The sequence below is a fragment of the uncultured Candidatus Thioglobus sp. genome (genome assembly GCF_963981275.1).
Lineage (GTDB): Bacteria > Pseudomonadota > Gammaproteobacteria > PS1 > Pseudothioglobaceae > Thioglobus_A.
On record NZ_CAXCCZ010000006.1, the window covers coordinates 26323 to 49051 of the forward strand.

The window sequence follows — 22729 nt, forward strand, 5'->3', positions numbered from 1 at the left end:
ACTAAATTCTGTCATAATTATTCACTTATAAAGTCAAACACTTACTACTATGTCAAAAATCAAATTATCAGTCCTTATTCTTACAACTGCCTTACTGAGCTCTTGTGGCTTCCACACCCCTGTTAAAAATACATCTCTGAATGCCACTATCGTCAGTGAAAGCTCTAATGCATTTGCCAATGAGTTAAAGACTAGATTTAACCAAGAAGCAATACAAAATCTAACCATTCAAATTGGTGCAGAGGTGCAAAAGCAACAAACCGCCTCATACAAATCTGGCAATACAGTAAACAGCTATACCTTAAGTTTAAGTGTGCCCGTCAAGGTCTTTGATGCTGATCAAAAGTTACTCCTATCTCAATCCTTAACTAGCAAACTACATCTTAATAAGATCGATTCATCACAAGCAGATAGATTGCAAATTGAAGAGTCTTACACCCAGCTAAGAAATACACTGATTAAAAAACTCATCAGAAGATTGTCAAAACTCAATGAGAATTAAGCCTGAATCGCTTAACGCTCAATTAACCAACAAGCTCGAATCACTCTATTTTGTTTTTGGTGCAGAATTTTTATTAATCGAACAAAGTCTTGGTGAAATAAACTCTGCTGCCAAGCAAGCAGGTTTTGATGAAAAAATCCGTTTTGAAATTGATGGAAATTTTGATTGGGGGCTGATCACTGCTGAAATCGCCAACATCTCTCTGTTCTCGCCCAAGCGCATTATTGAGTGTAAGCTCAAAACAGGAAAAATTGGCGTTAAAGGCTCCAAAGCTTTAACCACATTAGCAAGCAATATTCCCAACGACATTCTGCTGATCGTTACCACTGGCAAGCTTGACATGTCGCAGCAAAAAAGTAAATGGTTTAAAACTCTTGAGCAGTACGGTGGCGTCATTCAACATTGGGAAATAACCCGAGATCATTTGGTCGGCTGGATTAGTAACCATATGGCCGGTGTTGGGCTTGAAGCCAACAGCGAAGTTGCGCAAAGTATTGCGTTTTATACTGAGGGCAATCTATTGGCATCTATGCAGGAAATTCAAAAGCTAAAGATGACTTATCCTGATGGCAAAATAAATACTCAGGAGTTTCTTTCACAAGCGCAAGAACAGTCTCAATACACTATTTACGGCCTTATTGATGCTGCTCTACTGGGGGACGCCACACAAGTAAACAAAATTTATAAAACACTACTCAATGACACTGCTATGCCCATTCAACTTAGCAGTTCATTGTATCGAGAGATAAAATCTATTATCGGCATGTCAATTGAAATGCATCAAAATAACGATATCAATACTATCTTGCAAACTCACCGAATTTGGAATAAGAGAAAGCCTGTTATGACTAATATTCTCAAACGCTATCCTTATCAACGCCTACAAAAATTACTATTATCACTAGGACGTATTGACCGCTCCATCAAAGGCATGGATAATCTCAATGTAGTGGATGAATTACACACACTTTTATTAAATTTGGCTGGGAAAAACCAATGGGCTCAATAGACAACTTAATTACCACACTGGGTAAAAACGCACGCATTGCCGCTAAGAGCTTGCGTAGCGCAACAACCAAGACAAAGAATAGTGCACTTGTTAATATCGCTATGCAAATCAATCAAAACAGAGAGGCCATTCTTGCAGCCAATCAACAAGATGTGGAGCAGGGTAAAAACAACCAACTAGACAACTCCCTAATTGACAGGCTCATCCTTGACGATGTTCGAATTGATGGCATCATTGAAAGCCTTCATCAAATTACCGCTTTGCCTGATCCAATCGGCGAAATTACCGATTTAAAATTCCGTCCAAGTGGCATTCAAGTCGGCAAGATGCGTGTGCCTTTAGGAGTGATGGGCATTATTTATGAATCTCGTCCAAACGTCACTATTGATGCCGCTGCCCTTTGTTTAAAATCGGGCAACGGGGTTATTTTGCGCGGCGGTTCAGAAGCCATACACTCAAATCTAGCCTTATATCAATGCATTAAACAAGGGCTAGATGATGCCAATTTAGATACGCACTGTGTGCAACTCATTGACACCACCGATCGCGCTGCAGTTAATGCGCTGGTTCAGGCATCTGAATATGTTGATGCTATTATTCCACGTGGCGGCAAAGGTTTGGTTGAAGCGATCAGCCAAAGCGCTACCGTGCCAGTTATCAAGCATCTTCATGGCGTTTGTCATACTTATATTGATAAAGATGCCGATACCGACAAAGCTATTAAAATTGCTTTTAATGCCAAAACTCGCCGTTACGGGGTGTGTAATGCCATGGAAACTTTACTGGTGCACGCATCAGCTGCTGGCAAGGTGCTACCTGAATTGATTGCAGAATACACACTTAAAGGTGTTGAACTAAGAGGTTGTGAACAAACCATGCAACTTTCCAAGCAAGTTATCAAGGCAACAGATGAAGACTGGGACACAGAATATTTAGATGCCATCCTTTCTATCCGCATTGTTAATTCCATGTCCGATGCGATCGAGCACATCGAGCAACATGGCTCGGGACATACTGAATCAATCGTTACCGAAAACTACACTTCAGGCCGTAGATTTATTACCGAAGTTGATTCTGCATCGGTAATGATTAACGCCTCCACGGGCTTCGCAGATGGCTTTGAATATGGCTTTGGCGCTGAAATTGGCATTAGCACAGATAAGTTTCACGTTCGTGGACCAGTTGGCCTTGAAGGTCTTACTTCACAAAAATACATCGTCCTTGGTGACGGCCACATTAGACAATAAACCCTACTCAAAAAATGAATACAGAAGACACATTAGCCGTTTTCCAACGCGGTACAGATGAAATATTGCCACTTGAAGAGCTTAAGAAAAAACTCGCCAAAAATCAGCCTTTGCGCGTCAAAGCTGGCTTTGACCCAACCGCACCCGATCTACATTTAGGTCACACAGTTCTAATCAACAAACTTAAACAGTTGCAAGATTTGGGTCATGAAATTCTATTCCTAATTGGCGATTTCACCGGCATGATTGGCGACCCTACCGGGAAAAGCACCACACGACCACCGCTCACCCAAGAGCAAGTTGTTATAAATGCTCAGTCTTATCAAGATCAAGTTTTTAAAATTCTAGACAAGGATAAAACCACGGTTGTTTATAATTCAGAATGGATGAACAAAATGAGCTCTGCCGAGATGATTCAGCTTGCCTCACAGCAAACAGTTGCTAGAATGCTCGAACGTGACGACTTCTCCAAGCGTTACAAATCAGGCAAAAGTATCTCCATCCATGAGTTCTTATATCCACTCATCCAAGGTTACGACTCTGTTGCGCTTAAATCAGACATTGAGCTTGGTGGTACTGACCAAAAATTCAACCTATTGATGGGGCGTGAATTACAAAAACAAGCGGGCATGGAGCAGCAAGTTATTCTCACTATGCCAATCCTTGAAGGCTTAGACGGTGTGCAAAAAATGTCTAAGTCTTTAGATAATTACATCGGTATTGACGACAAACCAGATGATATGTTTGGCAAAATTATGTCAATTTCTGATGAGCTAATGTGGCGCTATTTAGAGCTTTTAAGTTTTGAGTCGCTCGACACAATCGCCTCTTGGAAAGCTGAAGTTGAAAATGGTGAAAATCCTAGAAATATCAAATTTCGCCTAGCAGAAGAAATCATTACTCGTTTTCATAGTAGTGACGCCGCTAAACAAGCACAACAAAATTTCACTAATCGATTTGCCAAAAACAAAATACCGGATGAAATGCCAGAATTTAGCTTTGCCTCAGGCATTAAAATCGCCAACTTATTAAAAGATGCTGGGCTGGTCAACTCAACCTCAGATGCCTTTAGAATGATCAAAGAAGGTGCCGCTAAGATCGAAGGTGTAAAAATATCCGATCGAAATCTTATTCCAGAAATAGGCACAGCTGTTTATCAGGTCGGCAAGCGTAAATTTGCGAGGGTGACAGTTCAGTAAAAAAATGTTATAATACTAACCCCTGGGGATGACATGGCTTCGACGAGGAGTTGGATCTCAAGGACGCATGCCGAGGATAAAGATAACTCGTAAAATATGCTTTAAAAAGATAGTTGCAAACGAAAACAACTACGCTCTAGCTGCATAGCTAGCCGCTCCCTTGAGATTGTCTGTATTTCTTGGATAGCGGTCGCTTACAGACTCGCTAGGATTATTTGTTCCAGATAATTCGGTTAAAACTTTAGGAAATCGCTACTTACATCCCTGATGGTCGGGTGGTAGGCGGCTAACTCAAATAGACCAAGCTAAGCATGTAGACTCTTTGTTTGAAGGTTTTCGGACGCGGGTTCGATCCCCGCCATCTCCACCAAATTAACAAAACCAACTCTTTTGAGTTGGTTTTTTCACTTAATATCGAGCAACTCTTCCATCCTCGATGGTAATGTTGGCAGTTGCAATATACCATGCACTGGATAATCCACTGCATCAAGCACGTGAACAAACTTTATTTCCTTCTTTTTCGACAATACGATTACCTTGGTATTGGGGGAATACTTAATAAGGCTGACCAGCAAAACTTCTAGGTTGGATTTATAGATACCACTATAATTAGTGCTATAGGCATAGAAAAACTCAGCCACAATAAGTGCCACAGGCTGTTTTTTAATCAGGGCAATTGCCTTACGAACACTATTAACACGCAGCTCAGAAAACCCTTTGTGTTGATACAAATCGCCAAAATCTGGAAATAATGGCGACTCTACAATTGAAAGAACAACCAGGCCAGGTGCCATGCTAAGAGTTAAACCTTTCCTCTAATCAGGTAAACAACAATCGCAATAATAAAACCAAGGATAAATAATTCAAACATCGGCTTAATTATTGATTGAATAACACGCTACACCGCCCTTTTGCGAGCCGGCTGCAAACATGCAGCGTGTGTTTGGATTATCAGCAGGAATCCACTCATAGACGCGAATATTCCAGCCTGCTGTTTCGATTAAATACTCGGCGCTTGGCTTAACGGTTTGAGTACCCATAGTAGTCATCTTCTCCCAAAGCCCTGCTTGCGCAGATACCGATAATAGCAATGTAATTAAGAGTGTGATTAGTTTAATTTTCATATTATTTTCCTCTGATATTTTCTAGATTAACGCATACCGCGTTGCTTTTTAATTAGCTCGTAAGCACTAATAATTTCTTGAGTTTTTTCTTTAGCTATAATCATCATCTCTTCTGGCAAGCCTTTGGCAACTAGCTTATCCGGGTGATGCTGAGCCAATAATCGGCGATAAGCACGCTTTAGTTCTTTATCAGTTAGGCTTTTGTCCACACCCAATATTACATACGCATCATCAACCGATAGTTGACTCGTATGGCCAGTGGTAGCGGCAAACTGCTGGATTAAGTTTTCTAGCTCTTGGAGTGAGAAGTGTAGTTTTTGCGCGATATATTTAAGCGCATCGCGCTCTTTATCATCCAGCACACCATCGGCATAAGTAGCTTGAATTTGAATTTCTAAAAACATACGCACCAAATGCGTACGCCTATGACTCTCAAGGCGAAACTGCTCAAGCACTTCGTCTAAATTAAAGCTTGCTTGTTTGCCTTGATTAAACAGCTCTTTTGCGACTTTTTGCATATCCTCTGCTAACTGCATATGCTGCATGACTTGCTGTGCTAAGAGTATTTCGGATTTTGATACTTTGCCATCAACTTTAGCAAGATAGCCCATTACTGAAAATAAACTACTAAAAAATGCCGCTTGGACGCGCTGCTGATCGCCTAGATGATAGCCTTTATCAAAGCCACCAAAACTGGCTTTATTTTTAGAAAAATTACCGGCAAATGCTGCACCAAGCATGGCACCTAATGGCCCACCCAACATAAAACCAAACGCTCCACCTAATACTGTTGTCCACCAACTCATAATAACCGCTCTATTTAATTGTTAAAAACTAAGCTATATTTAAGGCTGATTTTAGATAATTGCAAGTAAAAAACAAGAAAATTTGCATATTAAATAGAGCGTCTTTTACTTATCTGTTGATTTTTGCTTGTTATTTTTAGGTTTTTTCCTAGGCTTAGAATCCCAAAAGCTTTTTTTCTTATTGTCCTTTTTATCTTTAGAATTGCTGTTTTTTCCGTATCGTGGTTTATTACGGCTTTTGTCCTTTTTTGGTTTTTTCTTCTTGGGTGATGGTTGATTTTTAAGCGACTCTGGTAAATTATGATCTGGGACAAAATCATCCACCATAATACGATCTAACTTATTTTGAATCAAACGCTCAATATCAAATAGTTGCTTAGCTTCATCAGCACTCACCAGTGAAATTGCCTCACCTTTAGAACCCGCTCTACCCGTTCGACCAATACGGTGCACGTAATCCTCAGGTACGTGTGGTAGATCAAAATTAACTACATGCGGGAGATCGGTGATATCAATACCACGTGCAGCAATATCTGTTGCTACCAAAACATTCACCTTGCCATTTTTAAAATCTGCCAAAGCTCGGGTACGTGCACCTTGAGACTTGTTTCCGTGAATAGCGGCCGCTGTAATGCCTTTTTTGCCAAGCTGTGTGGCGATACGATTCGCCCCATGCTTGGTGCGACTAAATACCAATACTTGATACCAACCATGATCATCAATAAGCTTGGTTAATAGGGCTTGTTTTTTAGATTTGTCAACAGGATGAATCCACTGCTTAACAGACTTAACCGTTGTGTTACGCACTGCAGTTGAAATTTCAACTGGGTTATGAACAAGGGACTTTGCCAGTTTTCTAATATCATCTGAGAATGTTGCTGAAAACATTAACGTCTGTCTTTTATCAGGCAATGTCTTTAAAATTCTCTTAATGTCTGGTAAAAATCCCATATCTAGCATTCTATCAGCTTCGTCAAATACGATAATTTCAAGCTCGTCAAACTTGACTGCATTTTGAGAATGAAGGTCTAATAATCGCCCTGGCGTTGCTACCAAGATATCCACGCCACCCCGCAGTTTTTGCATTTGTGGATTAATCTTAACTCCGCCAAATACCACGGCTGATTTAAGTGGCAAATGCTTGCCATAAGTGCTAACGCTGTCTTGCACTTGGGCGGCAAGCTCTCGTGTTGGCGTAAGTATTAGTGTACGAACCTGGTTTGACTTTGTAAGCTGACCTTTTGATAAAAGCTGCAAAATCGGTAGTGTAAATCCAGCCGTTTTACCGGTGCCTGTTTGCGCTGCTGCCATCACATCCTTACCTTCTAAAATTAAAGGAATAGATTTCTCTTGAATAGGTGATGGTGTATCGTAACCCTTCTTTTTAACTGCTTCTAAGATGGAATCCGATAAGCCTAATTTTGTAAAACCCATAATTGCTTGCTATCAAAATAAAGCCGTCTATTTTACCTTTACCTGACAAGTGCAACCTATAATACTATGCATGAATAATTATCAAGCTATTAAGAGCCCTTGCATTGGGATTTGCAAATACAACAAAAACAACCATTGTGTAGGCTGTAAGCGTCATAGTGATGAAATCACGGGCTGGATTAACTACTCAGAAGATGTCAGAAAAGCCATCATAAAAGACCTAAACGAGCGCAATATTGATGCTTGAATTGCAACAACACTCAATCATATGTCCTTATTGTGGGGAATTTGTTGCGATAGAGGTTGATTGTTCTGAGCCCAATCAACACTATATTGAGGACTGCTCAGTCTGTTGTCGACCTATTAATATCCATACAACAATAGACTTCGATCAACAAGTTCACGTATCAGTGACTCATGAAAATGAATAGCAACTAGGCCATTTCCTCGGGCGTTCTAGCTTTAATGGTTAGCGCGTGCAATTCACCAGAATCAATATTTTCACGTACAGCAGCAAGCACCATCTTTTGCCTGGCCAATAACGACATACCCTCAAAAATAGGCGACACAACTACGGTTGAACAATTGCAGCCATCGCCTTGCATGGTAACAGTTGATTGCTCAACTCCCGCTTCTAGTTTTGTTTGAATTTCATCTAAAGTCATTACTACGCTCCGAACATGCCCTTAAGCATAAAGAAAAATATGATTGACATTAACGCACCTGCAGGCAATGTCACTAACCATGAAAGGAAAATCTTGTTAATCATTCGTGTATCCAATGCCGCCATACCTCGTGCCAAGCCAACACCCAAAACCGCACCCACTAACACTTGCGTGGTAGACACTGGCAAGCCTGTACCAGATGCAATCACCACTGTTGCAGCGGCAGCTAAAGTTGCAGCAAAACCACGCGATGGGGTAAGCTGAGTAATACCTGTACCTACTGTAGCGATCACTTTATGACCATAAGTTACTAATCCAAAGACAATACCGCCACCACCAACCAGCAAGACCCAAACTGGCAAAGAACTTTTTGCACCAATTAGACCGCCACTTTCAATCACACCATAAACAGCTGCCAACGGGCCAATGGCGTTTGCAACATCATTTGAGCCGTGAGCAAAAGCCATTGCCGCTGCGGTGATAATCATCAGTACGCTGAAAATTCTTTCCATTGAGGTAAAGTGGAAATCTTCATTTTCATTTGGATCAACCTCAATACGCCTAATGATAATGGTGCCGACCAGGGTAACAACCAAGCCAAAACCAATGGCTAGCATATAGCTTGTTCCTAAATCATAATCCAAACCAACATGCTTAAGGCCCTTGAAAATAGTCACAAGAGAAATTACAAAGCCAACCAAAAACATATAAAACGGCACATACTTTTTAGCATTATCAAAAGGATGTTTGGTATCAATAATAAGATCCTGCAAACTTCTGAAAAGCATAAAGGCGATTGAGCCCGCCAAAATTGGCGATACAATCCAACTCATGGCAATATTACCAACCTTACCCCAGGCAACGGCGTCAACACCCACACCTACAGCGCCAAATCCAACAATGGCGCCGACAATGGAGTGTGTCGTTGATACCGGCCAGCCAAGGTTAGAGGCGATCATCAGCCAAGCGCCTGCCGCTAGTAATGAAGCCAGCATGCCGTAGACTAATAAATGCGGACTGTCGGTAAAAATATTAGCATCTAAAATTCCCTTGCGAATAGTAGCTGTCACCTCACCACCAGCCAAAATAGCACCGGCAAATTCAAATATAACCGCAATAATAATCGCTTGTTTAATAGTGATTGCGCCCGAACCTACTGACGTTCCCATAGCATTAGCTACATCGTTAGCGCCCACACCCCAAGCCATAAATAGACCAAATACAACAGCAAGAACTAATAAAATATCACCGTAATTTGCAATAATTTCCATAATATAATCCTTTAAGAGTTACTTAGCCAGTAATACTTCTAGTCGAGATCCGACCTTTTGTGCAGCATCTGCCAGCTCGCCTAGCCACTCAACAGCACGGTAATAAAACATAACATCAACTGGGGGCAAGTCAGCCTCTAATGGGAACAACTTGGTGCGAATCTCGTGCTGCATTTTGTCGGATTTGCTTTCCAACTCGTTAATATCACTAATAATCGAGCTAACTACCTTGCGTTCACGACTACCAAAGGCTGTTTCTAGTAACTCATCCAATTCATTAACCGCCTTTAGGGCAGTTTCTGAAGTTTTAATACAAACATTGGTAAGCTCTATAACATCTTCAAATATCTCATCAGGAAGTGTCATTTTTCGATTAATCATCAAACCAGATACATCTTTAGTTCGGTTGGCAATAGAATCTTGAATTAGCAACAAATCAAGCAAGTCCCTACGAGAAAACGGCATCATAAAAGTTGATGGCAAGCTTAAGCGTAGTTTTTTCTTGAGCACATCAGCCTCGCCCTCTTTATCACCGATTTTTGCGCGAATTTTCTCTGCCTGATCCCAGTCCTGCATATGAATGGCAACCATAAATCCTCTTAATTCGGCAATGCATGAATGCACACTAGTCATATGATGCTGTAGTGGACTGATTGGAGATTTTCCAAATAGCCCATCGATGATACTTTTGGCCATATTTGCTACCTATATTTTTTGTTGTTTAGTTAAATGCGAATTTTCTATAAAAATACACAAGTGTCAACCCCTTATTTAGTATTATTATTTGAGGGTGGTTTTTCCTGATCCTCATCAAATAAAATACGCTGACCTTCGCCCTCAAGATCATCAAACTGCCCGCTCTTAACGCCCATCATTAAAAGGATGACAAGCACAACACCGACAAAAATCATGCTGGGTATTAGCCAATAAATTACATCCATTTTTCCCGCTCTTTTTTACTAATAATAACGTCAACCACATTTATTTTTCATTTAAAAATTGGCTTTTTAAAGAATTAACTCGTATTTTTCCAAAATACGGCAAATTTCCAACTATTTTTTGCTTGTAAAAATAAACACCTATAGTGCCATTTTCCAGAGTCAATAGACCACCCAAACTTATCAACCCTTATTATAAGGACCAATTTTAATATTATTCAAAATAATCAGTGCAATGATGGTCATCACCGCGCCCAGCACCGTACTCCAATGCCAGCTCTCGTTCAAAAATAAAACACTAAGACCAACAGCGAAAAATGGTACTAAAAAGGTAAATACACTGGCCTGTTTAGATCCTAGACGCTGAATACCCAAAAAATAAACGGTAGTGGCAAATGTTGTAGAGCCAACGGTAACAATTAAAAAGCTAATCCAGAAGTCACGGTCCATCGCCAAAATCGAGCCATGTGTTGGCTCAAAAAAGAAAATTAGATCAAAAAACGCTGTCATTAAATAAATATAAAAACTCAATGTTGCTGGTGACACTGTTTTTGCATAAGTGGTGACAATAGACATCAAAGCCCAACAAGTTGCTGCAGCTAATAAATACACGCTAGTGCCCTTCATGATTTCACTCAATTGGAACTGCCAGATATTCATGGTAACCAACACTCCCAACATTCCAAGCAATAGAGCTAGCCAATCTTTTCTTTGGGTTTTCTTTTGCTTGCTAAACATCATTAGCAAATACACCAATACTGGCATCAAGGTTGTTACCACAGCACCTGCCAAGCCTGGAGCGCCATGTTTGGTGCTTAAAAAATAATACTTAGAATAATAAATCAGTAGCACTGCCGCTATACTGGCCACTAAAAAGTGCTGTAGACTAATTTTAAAACTCAGCTTCATCCACCATAGAACTGGCACCATGGTGATCGTGGTAATAATATAACGATAACTAATAAACTCATGCACATTAATATAATTTGACAGCACATTGGCAATCGGCCAAGAGGCACCCCAGAACAACATAGCCAACACAATCCAAAGTGATAATTGACGATCAGCACTCATGACAACCCTAGCAATACACCAACGGACACCATGATAATACCGCTAATTTTATTAATGTGTTCATCCATGCCTGGCTTGGCAAATATTTGCTTAATTTTTCCAACGGCAATATTAAGTGCACTAATGCCAACAATAAGCCCAATGCCGACCGTGAGCAATACCTCTAGCGCATAAAATACACTCATTTGAGAAAGATCGACAAACGCAGGCAGAATGGCGATATAAAAGATCATGACTTTTGGGTTGGTTAAGCTGATCAACAGCCCTGTTAAAAACTCTTTGGTGTTAGTCTTATGACTCGCCTTTGAACTGAGCTTTACTTTGTGCGCATTCCAAGCGCCAACGCCCAGATAAATTAAGTAAAGTCCGCCTAGAACTCTGACGTAATCCATTAATGGGGTAATCGTTTCAGCAAATAAATCTAGTGAGAAAAGTACCGCTGCTAGATACACTAAATCTCCCAAAACCATGCCGATTGACAAATAAAAAGCCGATATAAAGCCTTGCGCCATGCTTTTGGCAAAAACCGCTAATGTGCCCGGCCCAGGAGTAATTACAAACACAAAGGCAATTAGAAATAAGGCAATAAATCCAGAGATATCCATGGGTTAATATAATGCCACAAAAACACCAACCAACATCATGGTTATGCCGGTTATTTTATTGACCTTTTGAATCACACCAGGATTTTCAATAGACCTTCTCAGCTTCAAACCAAGCAGATTTGCCAAACTCAACACAAATAGAACGGTAATACCTACCACCACAATTACCTGCATTTCAGTTGCCAGAGTCAGATTGTTTAAATCGATAAAAATGGGCAAAAATGATAAATAGTAAATAATGGTTTTTGGGTTGGTTCCGCCTACCAAAAATCCAGAAAAAAGCAAATGAGCGATTGATTTACGACGTTTATCTTCTTCAAAACTAACTCCCATTGAACGGTACTGTTGAAAGCCAATATAAAGCAAATATGCTGCGCCAAAAAATTTAACATACACCATGGCTTGCTCGATAGTTTGCGCCAAAATTGTCAGTGCAAACATAGCAATTGAAACATACAAGATATCGCCAATTACGTGCCCTATAGAAAGCCATAAAGCGGCAACAGGGCCGTAGCGTGTTGAGGTTGCTAATACTGCAAATATGCCCGGGCCCGGAGAGACGGCATACACAAATGTAGCAAACATCAAAGATAGTAGTGTTAATAGTTCCATCTGCTATAATTCAATCATTATTTAAATATTTATTTTAACGCCTTATGAATTTAGATTATCTTGATTTTGAACAGCCAATTGCTGAGTTTGAAGACAAAATAGAAGCACTTTGCAACCTGAAAGATAAAGCGGATATTGCACAAGAAACAGACGCTTTAAAAGCCAAAAGCATTTCTTTAACCAAGAAGATATTCTCGTCTTTATCTGATTGGCAAATCTCTCAACTAGCGCGTCACCCAAAGCGCCTTTATACACTTGATTACATCGACTCAGTATTTGAAGAATTTACCGAGCTGCATGGTGACCGTGCCTATGGCGATGATCATGCGATTGTAGGCGGTATTGCCAAATTAGACGGCCAACCGGTAATATTTATTGGTCAGCAAAAAGGTCGCTCAACCCAAGAAAAACTAAAATACAACTTTGGTATGCCGCGCCCTGAAGGCTACCGAAAAGCGCTACGCCTAATGAAAATGGCTGAAAAGTTCAACATGCCTGTTGTTACCTTTATCGATACACCTGGCGCCTATCCAGGTATTGGTGCAGAAGAGCGTGGCCAATCTGAAGCTATTGCTAAAAACCTGTTTGAAATGTCAACCCTGGCCACACCAATTATCTCTGTCGTAATTGGCGAAGGCGGCTCTGGTGGTGCTCTGGCTATTGGTGTAGCAGATACCATAATGATGTTTGAATACTCAATCTACTCAGTAATATCACCAGAAGGCTGTGCTTCTATCTTATACAGTGATGCCTCAAAAGCTAACTTAGCAGCAGAATCTCTCAAGCTTACCTCTAGCCATTTGAAAAAAGAAGGCTTGATTGACACCATCATTGATGAGCCATTAGGCGGCATTCATCGTGACCCAGCTAAAGCAAAGACCTTATTAAAAGCGGCTTTAGTAAAAGAACTAAACACCATTAAAAAAATCTCAATGAAAGATTTACTCGCAGCAAGACAAGAAAAACTACTTGGATTTGGACAATTTAAAGACTAAAGATAACCACCTCCAGGGCAAAAAAATTGTCCTAGGCCTGAGTGGTGGCATGGACTCGGTTGTCTTACTGCACTATCTACATACTCATTTTCCCAATCAACTAAGAGCTATACATTGCAATCACCACCTATCTAAACATTCTGATAATTGGCATATTTTTTGCCAGCAACTGTGTCAAAAGCTCAACGTTCCCTACAAGAGTATTGGATTTCATCTAGAAAAAACATCCAATATTGAAGAAAATGCACGCAAAAAACGCTATTTTTCACTATCATGTGATTTATCTAAAGATGAGGTTCTATGCACAGCACACCATCAAAATGACCAAGCAGAAACTCTACTTCTGCAGTTATTTCGAGGCTCTGGAGTTGCAGGTTTAGCGTCAATGCCGCGGCAAAAAACTTTAGGATTGGGTGTTCACTATCGACCTATGCTGGGTATTGAAAAACAGCAAGTTATTGATTATGCCACTGAGCACAAACTCAACTGGATCGAAGATGATAGCAACAAAGACACCAACTTTAGGCGAAATTTATTACGTTTAGAAGTTATCCCTTTATTATCAAAGATTTATCGAAACCTCACTAAATCACTCGCCCGTAGCGCCAGGCACCAATCAGAAGCGCTCAAACTCACGCGCGAATTAGCCGAACTTGACATTCAGTCTTACAATTTGATTGATACTGATGGTCGGCTGACAATTGATACACTTGTAAGGCTCGACGCTCATCGCATCAAAAATGTACTGCGCTATCAACTTAATCAGTTAAATTTTTTAGCACCTAGTGATAAAGTCTTGGATCAAATTATGGCGCTATTATCCGCCAAAGTCGATGCTGAGCCCTTAGTAAGGTGGGACGAATTTGAAATTAGACGCTACCAACAAAAATTGTATTTTATCAACACTAATTCAGAAAAAAATCTGCAAAAATGCCCAATTCAGTCTGAATTAGAAAATTTGCCAAATTTTTCCATTCGCTTTCGCACCGAAGGCCAGCGTATTAAATTACCAGGGAAAAACCACTCACAATCGCTTAAAAAGGTATTACAAGAGGCTAACATCCCTCCATGGGAGCGAAATACGCTAAAAATGTATTATATTGATGATGAATTACGCGCTATGGAGCGTCTTGGACGCATGGAACACGCTGAATAAGTCTTAATTATTGATACGGATTGCTGATTTGCATTTTTTCCAAAATTTTTACTTCAAGCGTTTCCATTTTTTCAGCATCTGATTCTTCAATATGGTCAAATCCCAATAAATGCAGCGTTCCGTGAATGGCCATATGCAGCAAATGATTCTCAAAAGTTTTTCCTTGCGCTTGCGCTTCTTCAGTCACAACTGCAACACATATAACCACGTCACCTAAAATCGCCTCCTCAATTTCAATCGGCAAATCGCTGGGAAAAGACAATACATTGGTGGCTTTATCCTGATGACGATAGGTTTTATTTAACTGCTGAATTTCTATCCTATCCACAAAGCGCACGAGCAGTTCACTATCGCTTACGTTAAGCTCATCTAGTACGCTTTGTAGCGTATTGGAAAACTCTGCTTCATTAATACTATTAACGTCAATACTATTTTGAATAACAATCATGCCCAAGATTTAATTGATAAAATGATTTATTTTACGTGGTTAACATTCCAGCATTCATGCCAATCATTGAAGTTGCTATTGCCGTTCCATTAAACAAAACTTTTGATTATCAAAGTGATCATGAAGTTGCTGTTGGCGCGCGTGTTAAAGTGCCTTTTGGTGCTAAAAAAGTCATTGGAATTGCGCTTGCCAATAAAGATAAAAGTGATTTTAACAAGCTGAAATCTATCGTGGAAGTTCTGGATGAAATGCCGATTCTGGATAAACCCATTCTGGATTTTCTTTTTTGGGCAGCTAAATATTATCACCATCCTATTGGCGAGGTGTTGTTGGCAGCCATGCCCAAAAATTTGCGTCTTGGCAAAGAAGCAAAAATCAAAAAAATTATTGGCTTGCCGCTTAAAACCAGCCAGCCTGACTTTGAAATTACCCAGGAGCAAACACTAGCTATTGAAGCCATTTTGGCTGAACAACATAAGTATCACGGCTTTCTGCTTCACGGTGTTACCGGCAGTGGAAAAACTGAAGTTTACCTGCGTATCACCCAAGAGGTGCTTAATCAAGACCAACAAGTATTAGTATTAGTACCGGAAATCGGCCTAACGCCACAAATGATAGCGCGCTTTGAACAGCGCCTAAAAACCCGTGTAGTAGCCATTCACTCACAACTAAATGAAACCCAAAAGCTTGATGCTTATCTTATGGCCAAAAGTGGAGACGCTGGTGTGGTTTTAGGCACACGAAGCGCCATCTTTGCGCCCATGCCAAATCTTGGCATGATTATTATTGATGAAGAGCATGACGGCTCATTTAAGCAACAATCAAGCTTTCGTTATTCAGCGCGAGATCTTAGCTTTATTCGTGCCAAGCAAGTTGGAATTCCGCTGATATTGGGCACAGCTACGCCAAGCTTGGAAACTTTAAAAAATGCTATGGATAATAAGCTCACGCGCTTAACTTTGGCCAATCGAGCTGGTGGCGTGGTGATGCCAAAAGTCAGCCTAATTGACATGCGCTCGCATACTGATGGCGCTTTGTCTAAACTGCTCGTTGAAAAAATGCAGCAGTACTTGTCTAAAGGCAAACAAGTGATGTTGTTTATTAACAGACGTGGCTATGCGCCGGTTTACTTTTGCACGCAGTGTAGTTGGAAATCTGAGTGTAATCATTGCCATGCTTCCATGATTTATCACCGCCACATCAATCGACTCAAGTGTCACCACTGTGGCGATGAACAAATGCCAGAACAAGCCTGTCCTGAGTGTGGCGAACAAAGCTTAGAGGTTTATGGTTACGGCACAGAACGACTCGAAGAAACCCTAGGTTCACACTTTGCCGATACGCCTATTATCCGTATCGATCGCGACACCACACGACGCAAAAAAGCCCTAGCTGAGCACTTAGAAAAAATTAATTCTGGTGAGCCATGCATTATTGTTGGCACGCAAATGTTGGCCAAAGGCCATGACTTTTCTAATTTAGCCATGGTGGGTATATTAGATATTGACGGTGGATTTTTATCCACCAATTTCCGCGCTACTGAATACTTAGCGCAGCTTCTGATTCAAGTTTCAGGGCGTGCTGGTCGCAGTGGCGATCAAGGCGAGGTGGCGATTCAAACACGCTACCCAGATCACCCAATGTTTCATTATGTCCTTTCAAATCGCTATACACAATTTGCCAGTAGCATCCTTAAACAGCGCATGAGCGCAATGATGCCGCCATTTTCCCATCAAGCACTATTGTGTGCGAATGCTAAAAATAAACAAAATGCTGAGGATTTTTTGCGCGAGGTGGCCGGGCTCTTAAAAAGTGTTAAGCTTGATACGGTAGAAATTTGGGGGCCTGTGGCCAATTCAATTGAAAAAAAGGCAGATTATTATTACTTCAATTTGTACTTGCAATCAAATGACAGAAAAGCACTTCATCAAATGCTCGCCACTTTTAGCCAGCACATTGATACCATCAAGCTTAAAAATAAAGTTCGCTGGTATTTAGATGTAGATCCGATTGATTAAACGACATCCGTTCAAATAACTACCAACATTATTGGTATAAGCCCTAATTCTATTATTTTCCCAGTTCTATACAATTGAAATCGGTCGAGCCATATGCTTGACTTAAAAAAGACATTTAATATAAATAGGGAGAGAAAATGAAAACAACAATAAATAAAATGGTAACAGGGCTTATAGCACTTAGCATGGCATTTGGCTTATCATCGATAGCGAATGCTGGAGATTATGGCACGCAGAGAATTGCCTACCATGTTAACTATGACGGTGCTAAGCGACAAACAGGCGCACTTAGAAATATTCAAAACCATATCAATGCTGTCGGCGCAAAAAACCTAGATCTTCGAGTTATTATGCACGGCAAAGGCTTGTCAATGTTGCTATTACCAGAAGAGGCTAGTAGCACTAAGCTTCCAGTTGGAAATGCCACAAACAAGCAGCAAGCTTCTATTGCCAATCTAAAAAAACAAGGTGTTACCTTTAAAGTGTGTGCAAATACGCTAAAAGGCAAGAAGATTGATACAGACCAACTTTACGATGCTGAAAAAACCGATATCGTTCCCAGTGGTGTTGCAGAGATTGCACATCTTCAAGCCAAAGGTTTTGCCTACTTAAGACCTTAATAACATCAACACACAGGGGTTTTACCTGTGTGTTGACACTTAAAGAGAGTGCACAATGAATAGAAGATTATTTCTAAAGCAATCTATCGCCATTACTTCAGTCGCGACTGCGGTTAGTTTTGGATTGCTGACACCTATTAAAGCCTTTGCCAATACATCAGAGTTTAAAGAACTGTCCAAAAAAACTCAACGACAATTGTCTAACGCTCAAGAGGGTGAGTTTGTATTAAAGGCACCAGAGATTGCCGAAAATGGCGCCATGGTACCTATTACAATCGATGCTAGCCATATGCCCGCCGTTAAAAATATTGCGATTTATGTGCATAACAACAAAGTGCCATTATCTGCATATTTTGAAATCTTAGAGGCGTCTGCTTTTATTACAACGCGCATCAAAATGGCAGAAACATCAGTTGTAACAGCTGTTGTGGGCACAGCATCAGGAAGCTTTATTAGAAACAAGACTGTCAAGGTCACCTTAGGAGGATGCGGAGGTTAGGACAATACTCCAGAAAGAATTATGGCAAAAATCAAACTAAAAGCTAAGTCAAGAGCGGGATTTATTACTGTTAGGGTGCTAATTAAGCATCCAATGGAAAGTGGCAATCGAAAAGATAAGAGTGGGAAAATCGTTCCAGAGAATCACATCACTAACCTAATCTTAAAGAAGAATAATCGTTTGGCCGCCAAAGCAGCGATTGGTGGAAGTATTTCTGAAAATCCATTTTTTCAGTTTAAGATTCCAGGTGTAAAAGGCGATGAGATTCGTTTCGAATCTATTGATAATCTGGGAAAGACACTGCAAATATCCAAAGTATCAAAATAAACAATCCGGCATTAGCGTCAATTTACTTCAATGCCTTTAACTTTCTTCTCAAGACAAGAGATGATTGCACAAACTTATTAAAAAATCATGAAAAGTCAATTATCTAAAATAGTGAAAAATCTCTGGTTTCAAGATCTAGATGCTTCTGTTATTTATATTAATGAAGTTGCTGTTCGTATTCGTGCAGGAATACTTTTACTTGTACCTGTGTATATGGGTTTGATGTTATATGATGCGGCTTACACTTCAAAGTGGGTGGTTGATGTTAATACCGCTACTGACACCTATGACACCAATTGGGATGATCAAATTATCTACGCAGTCGAGGCGGTCAAGAGGACTTATGAGTACTCAACACAAACTTTAATTTTGTTTTATGTCTTATTTGAGATGATCGTTAGTCTATTTGTATCTACCTCCAGATTTTCGCCCAGTATTCTTATTAGTAGTTATCTTGCTAAAAACCAGCCGCCTGTTTGGGTGCCCATAGCTCCCAAGCGATTTGCCTGGAGTGTTGGCATTGGTATAGTAATCACCTGTATTATATTTTTTAATCCCGTGGTGTTTGCACATGGATTGAACTCAGTTTTTCAACTGAATCTACTGCCGACTACAGAACGATATATGCCTGCAGGATTAGGCATTATTCTCGTTTCAGTTTGCTTGCTATTTATGTGGTTAGAGGCGATATTGGGATACTGTGTAGGTTGTAAAATTCATGCCTTACTGGTGAAGATTGGCCTGCTTAAAGAAACATGCCATGCATGCAACAATCTAAACTGGGATAAAAAATAAATTCGATAAAGCTAGTTTTTGACTAAGTATTTACCATGCCCATAACCATGGCCATTTTCATTAAATCAGAAATATTATCGGCATTCATTTTTTCCATAATTTTTGACCGTCTAGCCTCAACTGCCGATTGAGTAACAAACACTTCTTCAGCAATTTGTTTACTTAGAGCGCCTTTGATAATCCACCCAAATACTTGCTTTTCCTTATCGGTCAACTGATTATATTTTTCGTTAACTTTTAGGACGCGCAATACTGCCTTCCTATTATCACTGTCAACTTCAATAGCTTGGTGTACTCGATCTAAAAGATACTGATTATTAAATGGCTTTTCAATAAAATCTAATGCGCCTTCTTTAATCGCACGCACCGCCATAGTTATATCTCCATGGCCTGTAATCATTAAAACCGGAGGTGAAATACGGTACTCTTTTAGCTTTATTTGCAAATCCAAGCCGCTCATCATAGGCATTCTAATATCGGTAATAATACAGCCAGGAATGTCGCTATCAAACTGCTCTAAAAAACTGACAGCTGTTGCAAACAATTTCACTTTCCAGCCCACAGACTCCATTAATAAAGACAAGGCCGCTCTAACTTGTTGATCATCGTCAATAATAAAAACAGTAGCTTTATTCATGGGGCGCTTTAATGGGTAGTGTAAATTTAAAAGTAGTCATATTGTGTGTCGATTTTGCCACATATAGATTGCCATAATGTCGCTCAATAATACTTCTGCTAATCGATAAACCCATGCCCATGCCATTTTTCTTGAGCGTTGAGAAGGGGTCGAATAAATGCTCAACAATATCAGCATCAATACCGTTACCAGTATCCATAATAGCAACTTCTATCGTTTTATCTAGACATCTTGTCTTGATACCCAGGACTTTATGTTTGTCGCTGCCATCCATGGCATCAATTGCATTTTTACATAGATTTAAGACTACTTGATCAATTTGCACTGCTTGCGCAAATACCAAAGGTAGTGTTTGACTTAAATCGAGCCTAAGCTGAATGTTATTATCTTTAATAAGCGCTTGCAACAATGTAATCACACCTTTAATTCTTGCGTTAATATCGATCAATGCATAATCAGACTGATCCTTATTGCTCATTTTGCGCATGTGTTTAATCACATTGGCCGCATGTTCAGCCTGCTTTGATAACATGCTAAAAATATCTAGAAACTTATCCGCATCATACTGCTTGGATTTAATGAGCCCCGCTCCTGTAAAAGCCATGGTTGATATAACTGTTAACGGCTGATTTAACTCATGCGCTATGCCCGTTACAATTTCACCCATGGTATTGAGTCTGCTTACATGCTCGAGATCCTGCTCATATTTTTTTTGTAATTTTTGATGTTCAATTTGTTGGGTGATATCTTTAAAAACAACAACACTACCAACAATATTTCCCAATTTATCTTTAATAGGGGTGGCACTATATTCAACAGAAATACTCTGCCCATTCTTTTTCCAAAAAGTATCTTTATCAATAAACCGGGCTTCTCCATCCATAAATGTCTCATAAACTGGACATTCATTACTAGGGTGGGGCGTGCCATCTGCATGCGTATGATGAAGAATTTCATGCTGCAATTTTCCTAACATATCTTGCTTGTCCCAGCCCAATATGTCGGTTAACGCCTGATTAATAAAGGTGCATTTTCCAGCTAAATCAACACCATAAATCCCCTCAGATACTGAGTCAAGAATCATATTATTTTGCTGCTCTATAAAATAATTAATGATTTTTAGTCGATTGTTTAGTCTTAATACCCATAACCCTGTCATTACCAATACAATCAATACGATAAAAAACATGGATGATAAAACGAGATTATCTTTAATATATTGAACAAAACTAACCTTGCCAAAATCCTGATAAACACCTACACGTAGGCTTTTCATGAGATCGTGAATAGGCTGATAATTAATCGGTGTTACCCACTCCCAATAGCCTCTAGCGGTCGCCTCTTTGGAGCCAGGTGTCATCAATAAAAGCGTAGAAGCCACCTGCTTAGCAATAAGCTTAGAGGTATGGCTTGCTTTAACAAAGGCCCATTCTGGATATAACGACGTACTCAACAAATAAGGAAAATCTTTGACTTTTTTCTGATTAAGTACTCTTAGCTTTGCCAAATCTAAGTTTTTGCTATTAGCGAGTCTTTCAAGTACACCAGTACGCACAATGCCAACATCAACCGAACCATCCAAAACACGACGAACGATATTCTCTTGCACGCCTAAAAAAGATACTTTGGATTGATTAATGACGTCAACATTATGCTGCTTTAATTCGTTGTACCCGATAAGCCAGCCTCCCAATCCTTTTGGGTTGGCGCCAGCAATAGACTTGCCTCTTATATGAGGAAAATTAACAATATCGCTATCAGACCTGGAAAAAATAACCGAACCAAATTCAGATGATTTGGATGCATCTACCAAGGTGAGGATGCTGGTGGCACCATATTTTACTTGTAGCTCAACAAAAGTAACGGGCTGGGTAATAATAAAATCAACTTTCTGCTGCTGCACCAATTGATCTAAATATTCTATGTTGCTTGGCTCTATAGGGATAAGTCTAAATCGATGCTTTAATATATGAGCATTCAAATAGTCAACTGTCGGTTGCCAGGAAGTGCGTGCATATTCCTCACCTGAAAAGGCTAAAACAGCAATTGAAATATTTTTAGCAACAGCGGATAAAGATAATCCAAAAAATAGAGCGGCTAATAAAAACTTAAATCTACACACAAACAATAGCTATTCCATGACGCGTTCTAAATACAAATAAACGGCATAGGCATTTTTACGATTAGCTGCATCAAAAGCTGGCTCGTCTTCAAATTCTGACCAATCAATGGCTTGATAAGCTTCATCAAAAGGTGTCATCTCATCAACAACAGTGGTTAATTGCTTAAGCAGGAAATTTAGGTATCGGTAGGTGAGATCCATAGTTTCTTGTGGCTGATCTGAAGCAGAGCCATGTCCAGGAACAAAATATTCCATCTCAATATTACGCACTCGATCGAGCGTTTTTGACCATTTTATAATATCGGCGTCGCCCACAAAGGGGATGCGCCCTTCAAAAATAATATCGCCACTATAGAGTGTTTGATCATTCAAACTCAATAAAGACATATCGCCTTCTGAATGCACTTTGCCAAAATAAGTCAGTAGAAATTGATGATTACCTAAATTAAACTTTGTATCTTGATCAATAATTCGATCGGGCTTAACCAGATAAGTTTCGTCATTAACCCATGGGTAAAGTGACGTACGTCTAGATTCTAGCAAGTTGGAAGCGGTTTCAGAATCAAGATAGTCCCAAGTACCTTTGGGCGCCCAAATCTGTGCACCCTGCTCTTTAAATACTTGCA

At 39.9% G+C, this 22729-nt stretch carries 28 protein-coding genes and 1 other RNA gene; 14 read left to right on the forward strand and 15 right to left on the reverse strand.

The features are described from left to right. Positions 1 to 49: 49 nt before the first annotated feature. From lptE to ssrA, 5 genes are all read left to right on the forward strand, one after another. Positions 50 to 502 (forward strand): LPS assembly lipoprotein LptE, encoded by a 453-nt coding sequence (gene lptE / locus ABNR88_RS01845; protein WP_291928760.1) that lies wholly within the window; start codon positions 50 to 52, stop codon positions 500 to 502. Then, on the forward strand, positions 492 to 1511 hold the full coding sequence (gene holA, locus ABNR88_RS01850; RefSeq protein WP_291928757.1) for a DNA polymerase III subunit delta: 1020 nt from the start codon (positions 492 to 494) through the stop codon (positions 1509 to 1511). Before lptE ends, holA begins: the two co-directional genes overlap by 11 nt. After that, complete coding sequence (locus tag ABNR88_RS01855; RefSeq protein ID WP_291928754.1) at positions 1499 to 2758, forward strand: glutamate-5-semialdehyde dehydrogenase; 1260 nt, start codon at positions 1499 to 1501, stop codon at positions 2756 to 2758. Before holA ends, ABNR88_RS01855 begins: the two co-directional genes overlap by 13 nt. 14 nt (positions 2759 to 2772) lie before the next feature. Then, positions 2773 to 3957: a tyrosine--tRNA ligase gene (gene tyrS / locus ABNR88_RS01860; protein WP_291928750.1), complete on the forward strand. Its 1185-nt coding sequence runs from the start codon at positions 2773 to 2775 to the stop codon at positions 3955 to 3957. A gap of 24 nt (positions 3958 to 3981) precedes the next feature. After that, positions 3982 to 4327: a transfer-messenger RNA gene (gene ssrA, locus ABNR88_RS01865) on the forward strand. Between the two features lie 34 nt (positions 4328 to 4361). Here the strand turns inward: ssrA and ABNR88_RS01870 are convergent. The 4 genes from ABNR88_RS01870 to ABNR88_RS01885 form a co-directional block, all read right to left on the reverse strand. Next, the gene (locus ABNR88_RS01870) at positions 4362 to 4751 is read right to left on the reverse strand and encodes a hypothetical protein (protein WP_291929147.1); all 390 of its coding nucleotides are present in this window, start codon (positions 4749 to 4751) and stop codon (positions 4362 to 4364) included. A gap of 81 nt (positions 4752 to 4832) precedes the next feature. After that, on the reverse strand, positions 4833 to 5081 hold the full coding sequence (locus ABNR88_RS01875; protein WP_291929150.1) for a hypothetical protein: 249 nt from the start codon (positions 5079 to 5081) through the stop codon (positions 4833 to 4835). Positions 5082 to 5107: 26 nt separating this feature from the next. Continuing rightward, on the reverse strand, positions 5108 to 5887 hold the full coding sequence (gene djlA / locus ABNR88_RS01880; protein WP_291929153.1) for a co-chaperone DjlA: 780 nt from the start codon (positions 5885 to 5887) through the stop codon (positions 5108 to 5110). A 105-nt stretch (positions 5888 to 5992) separates the two neighbouring features. Continuing rightward, positions 5993 to 7321 carry a DEAD/DEAH box helicase gene (locus ABNR88_RS01885; RefSeq protein ID WP_291929156.1) on the reverse strand — a complete coding sequence of 443 codons (1329 nt, stop codon included), beginning with the start codon at positions 7319 to 7321 and terminating at the stop codon, positions 5993 to 5995. A 70-nt stretch (positions 7322 to 7391) separates the two neighbouring features. Between ABNR88_RS01885 and ABNR88_RS01890 the strand changes: the two genes are divergently transcribed. Next, positions 7392 to 7568: a DUF1289 domain-containing protein gene (locus tag ABNR88_RS01890; protein WP_291929159.1), complete on the forward strand. Its 177-nt coding sequence runs from the start codon at positions 7392 to 7394 to the stop codon at positions 7566 to 7568. Beyond that, on the forward strand, positions 7561 to 7752 hold the full coding sequence (locus tag ABNR88_RS01895; protein WP_291929186.1) for a CPXCG motif-containing cysteine-rich protein: 192 nt from the start codon (positions 7561 to 7563) through the stop codon (positions 7750 to 7752). The genes ABNR88_RS01890 and ABNR88_RS01895 overlap by 8 nt, the downstream gene beginning before the upstream one ends. A gap of 3 nt (positions 7753 to 7755) precedes the next feature. Here the strand turns inward: ABNR88_RS01895 and ABNR88_RS01900 are convergent, their stop codons facing one another. The 7 genes from ABNR88_RS01900 to ABNR88_RS01930 all read right to left on the reverse strand — a co-directional run bounded on the left by ABNR88_RS01900 (position 7756) and on the right by ABNR88_RS01930 (position 12486). Beyond that, positions 7756 to 7986, reverse strand: coding sequence for a BolA/IbaG family iron-sulfur metabolism protein (locus tag ABNR88_RS01900; RefSeq protein WP_291929162.1), 231 nt, complete (start codon positions 7984 to 7986; stop codon positions 7756 to 7758). 2 nt (positions 7987 to 7988) lie between these two features. After that, a complete protein-coding gene (locus ABNR88_RS01905) occupies positions 7989 to 9257 on the reverse strand; it encodes an inorganic phosphate transporter (RefSeq protein ID WP_291929165.1) in 1269 nt (422 codons plus the stop codon). Between the two features lie 18 nt (positions 9258 to 9275). Continuing rightward, complete coding sequence (locus ABNR88_RS01910) at positions 9276 to 9953, reverse strand: TIGR00153 family protein (RefSeq protein WP_291929167.1); 678 nt, start codon at positions 9951 to 9953, stop codon at positions 9276 to 9278. A gap of 71 nt (positions 9954 to 10024) precedes the next feature. Further along, positions 10025 to 10198, reverse strand: coding sequence for a cbb3-type cytochrome oxidase assembly protein CcoS (gene ccoS / locus ABNR88_RS01915; RefSeq protein ID WP_291929170.1), 174 nt, complete (start codon positions 10196 to 10198; stop codon positions 10025 to 10027). 180 nt (positions 10199 to 10378) lie between these two features. Beyond that, entirely contained in the window at positions 10379 to 11269 is an 891-nt protein-coding gene (locus ABNR88_RS01920; protein WP_291929173.1) for a DMT family transporter, read from the reverse strand. Then, the gene (locus tag ABNR88_RS01925) at positions 11266 to 11874 is read right to left on the reverse strand and encodes a LysE family translocator (protein WP_291929177.1); all 609 of its coding nucleotides are present in this window, start codon (positions 11872 to 11874) and stop codon (positions 11266 to 11268) included. The genes ABNR88_RS01920 and ABNR88_RS01925 overlap by 4 nt, the downstream gene beginning before the upstream one ends. A 3-nt stretch (positions 11875 to 11877) precedes the next feature. Further along, entirely contained in the window at positions 11878 to 12486 is a 609-nt protein-coding gene (locus ABNR88_RS01930; protein WP_348669887.1) for a LysE family translocator, read from the reverse strand. 44 nt (positions 12487 to 12530) lie between these two features. On the opposite strand from ABNR88_RS01930, the gene ABNR88_RS01935 reads away from it, so the two are divergent. Beyond that, on the forward strand, positions 12531 to 13481 hold the full coding sequence (locus ABNR88_RS01935; protein WP_291929306.1) for an acetyl-CoA carboxylase carboxyltransferase subunit alpha: 951 nt from the start codon (positions 12531 to 12533) through the stop codon (positions 13479 to 13481). Continuing rightward, positions 13462 to 14637, forward strand: coding sequence for a tRNA lysidine(34) synthetase TilS (gene tilS, locus ABNR88_RS01940; RefSeq protein WP_348669889.1), 1176 nt, complete (start codon positions 13462 to 13464; stop codon positions 14635 to 14637). The genes ABNR88_RS01935 and tilS overlap by 20 nt, the downstream gene beginning before the upstream one ends. A gap of 7 nt (positions 14638 to 14644) precedes the next feature. On the opposite strand, the gene ybeY is transcribed toward tilS, so the two are convergent. Then, positions 14645 to 15085: an rRNA maturation RNase YbeY gene (ybeY, locus tag ABNR88_RS01945; RefSeq protein ID WP_291928425.1), complete on the reverse strand. Its 441-nt coding sequence runs from the start codon at positions 15083 to 15085 to the stop codon at positions 14645 to 14647. Positions 15086 to 15141: 56 nt separating this feature from the next. Here ybeY and priA point away from each other — a divergent pair, with 56 nt between their 5' ends. The 5 genes from priA (at position 15142) to ABNR88_RS01970 (ending at position 19344) form a co-directional block, all read left to right on the forward strand. Beyond that, on the forward strand, positions 15142 to 17103 hold the full coding sequence (gene priA / locus ABNR88_RS01950; protein WP_291928422.1) for a primosomal protein N': 1962 nt from the start codon (positions 15142 to 15144) through the stop codon (positions 17101 to 17103). 137 nt (positions 17104 to 17240) lie between these two features. Further along, a complete protein-coding gene (locus tag ABNR88_RS01955; RefSeq protein ID WP_291928420.1) occupies positions 17241 to 17723 on the forward strand; it encodes a DsrE family protein in 483 nt (160 codons plus the stop codon). Between the two features lie 55 nt (positions 17724 to 17778). Next, complete coding sequence (gene soxY / locus ABNR88_RS01960; RefSeq protein ID WP_291928417.1) at positions 17779 to 18222, forward strand: thiosulfate oxidation carrier protein SoxY; 444 nt, start codon at positions 17779 to 17781, stop codon at positions 18220 to 18222. A 21-nt stretch (positions 18223 to 18243) separates the two neighbouring features. Next, positions 18244 to 18549, forward strand: a complete 306-nt coding sequence (soxZ, locus tag ABNR88_RS01965; RefSeq protein WP_291928414.1) for a thiosulfate oxidation carrier complex protein SoxZ — start codon at positions 18244 to 18246, stop codon at positions 18547 to 18549. An 87-nt stretch (positions 18550 to 18636) separates the two neighbouring features. After that, complete coding sequence (locus tag ABNR88_RS01970; RefSeq protein ID WP_291928410.1) at positions 18637 to 19344, forward strand: DUF4395 domain-containing protein; 708 nt, start codon at positions 18637 to 18639, stop codon at positions 19342 to 19344. Positions 19345 to 19366: 22 nt separating this feature from the next. On the opposite strand, the gene ABNR88_RS01975 is transcribed toward ABNR88_RS01970, so the two are convergent. From ABNR88_RS01975 to ABNR88_RS01985, 3 genes are all read right to left on the reverse strand, one after another. Continuing rightward, positions 19367 to 19981, reverse strand: a complete 615-nt coding sequence (locus ABNR88_RS01975; protein WP_291928407.1) for a response regulator — start codon at positions 19979 to 19981, stop codon at positions 19367 to 19369. Beyond that, a complete protein-coding gene (locus ABNR88_RS01980; protein ID WP_291928402.1) occupies positions 19974 to 22103 on the reverse strand; it encodes a PhnD/SsuA/transferrin family substrate-binding protein in 2130 nt (709 codons plus the stop codon). The genes ABNR88_RS01975 and ABNR88_RS01980 overlap by 8 nt, the downstream gene beginning before the upstream one ends. A 9-nt stretch (positions 22104 to 22112) precedes the next feature. Next, a partial coding sequence (locus ABNR88_RS01985) for an MBL fold metallo-hydrolase (RefSeq protein WP_348669893.1) occupies positions 22113 to 22729 on the reverse strand: 617 nt, incomplete at its 5' end.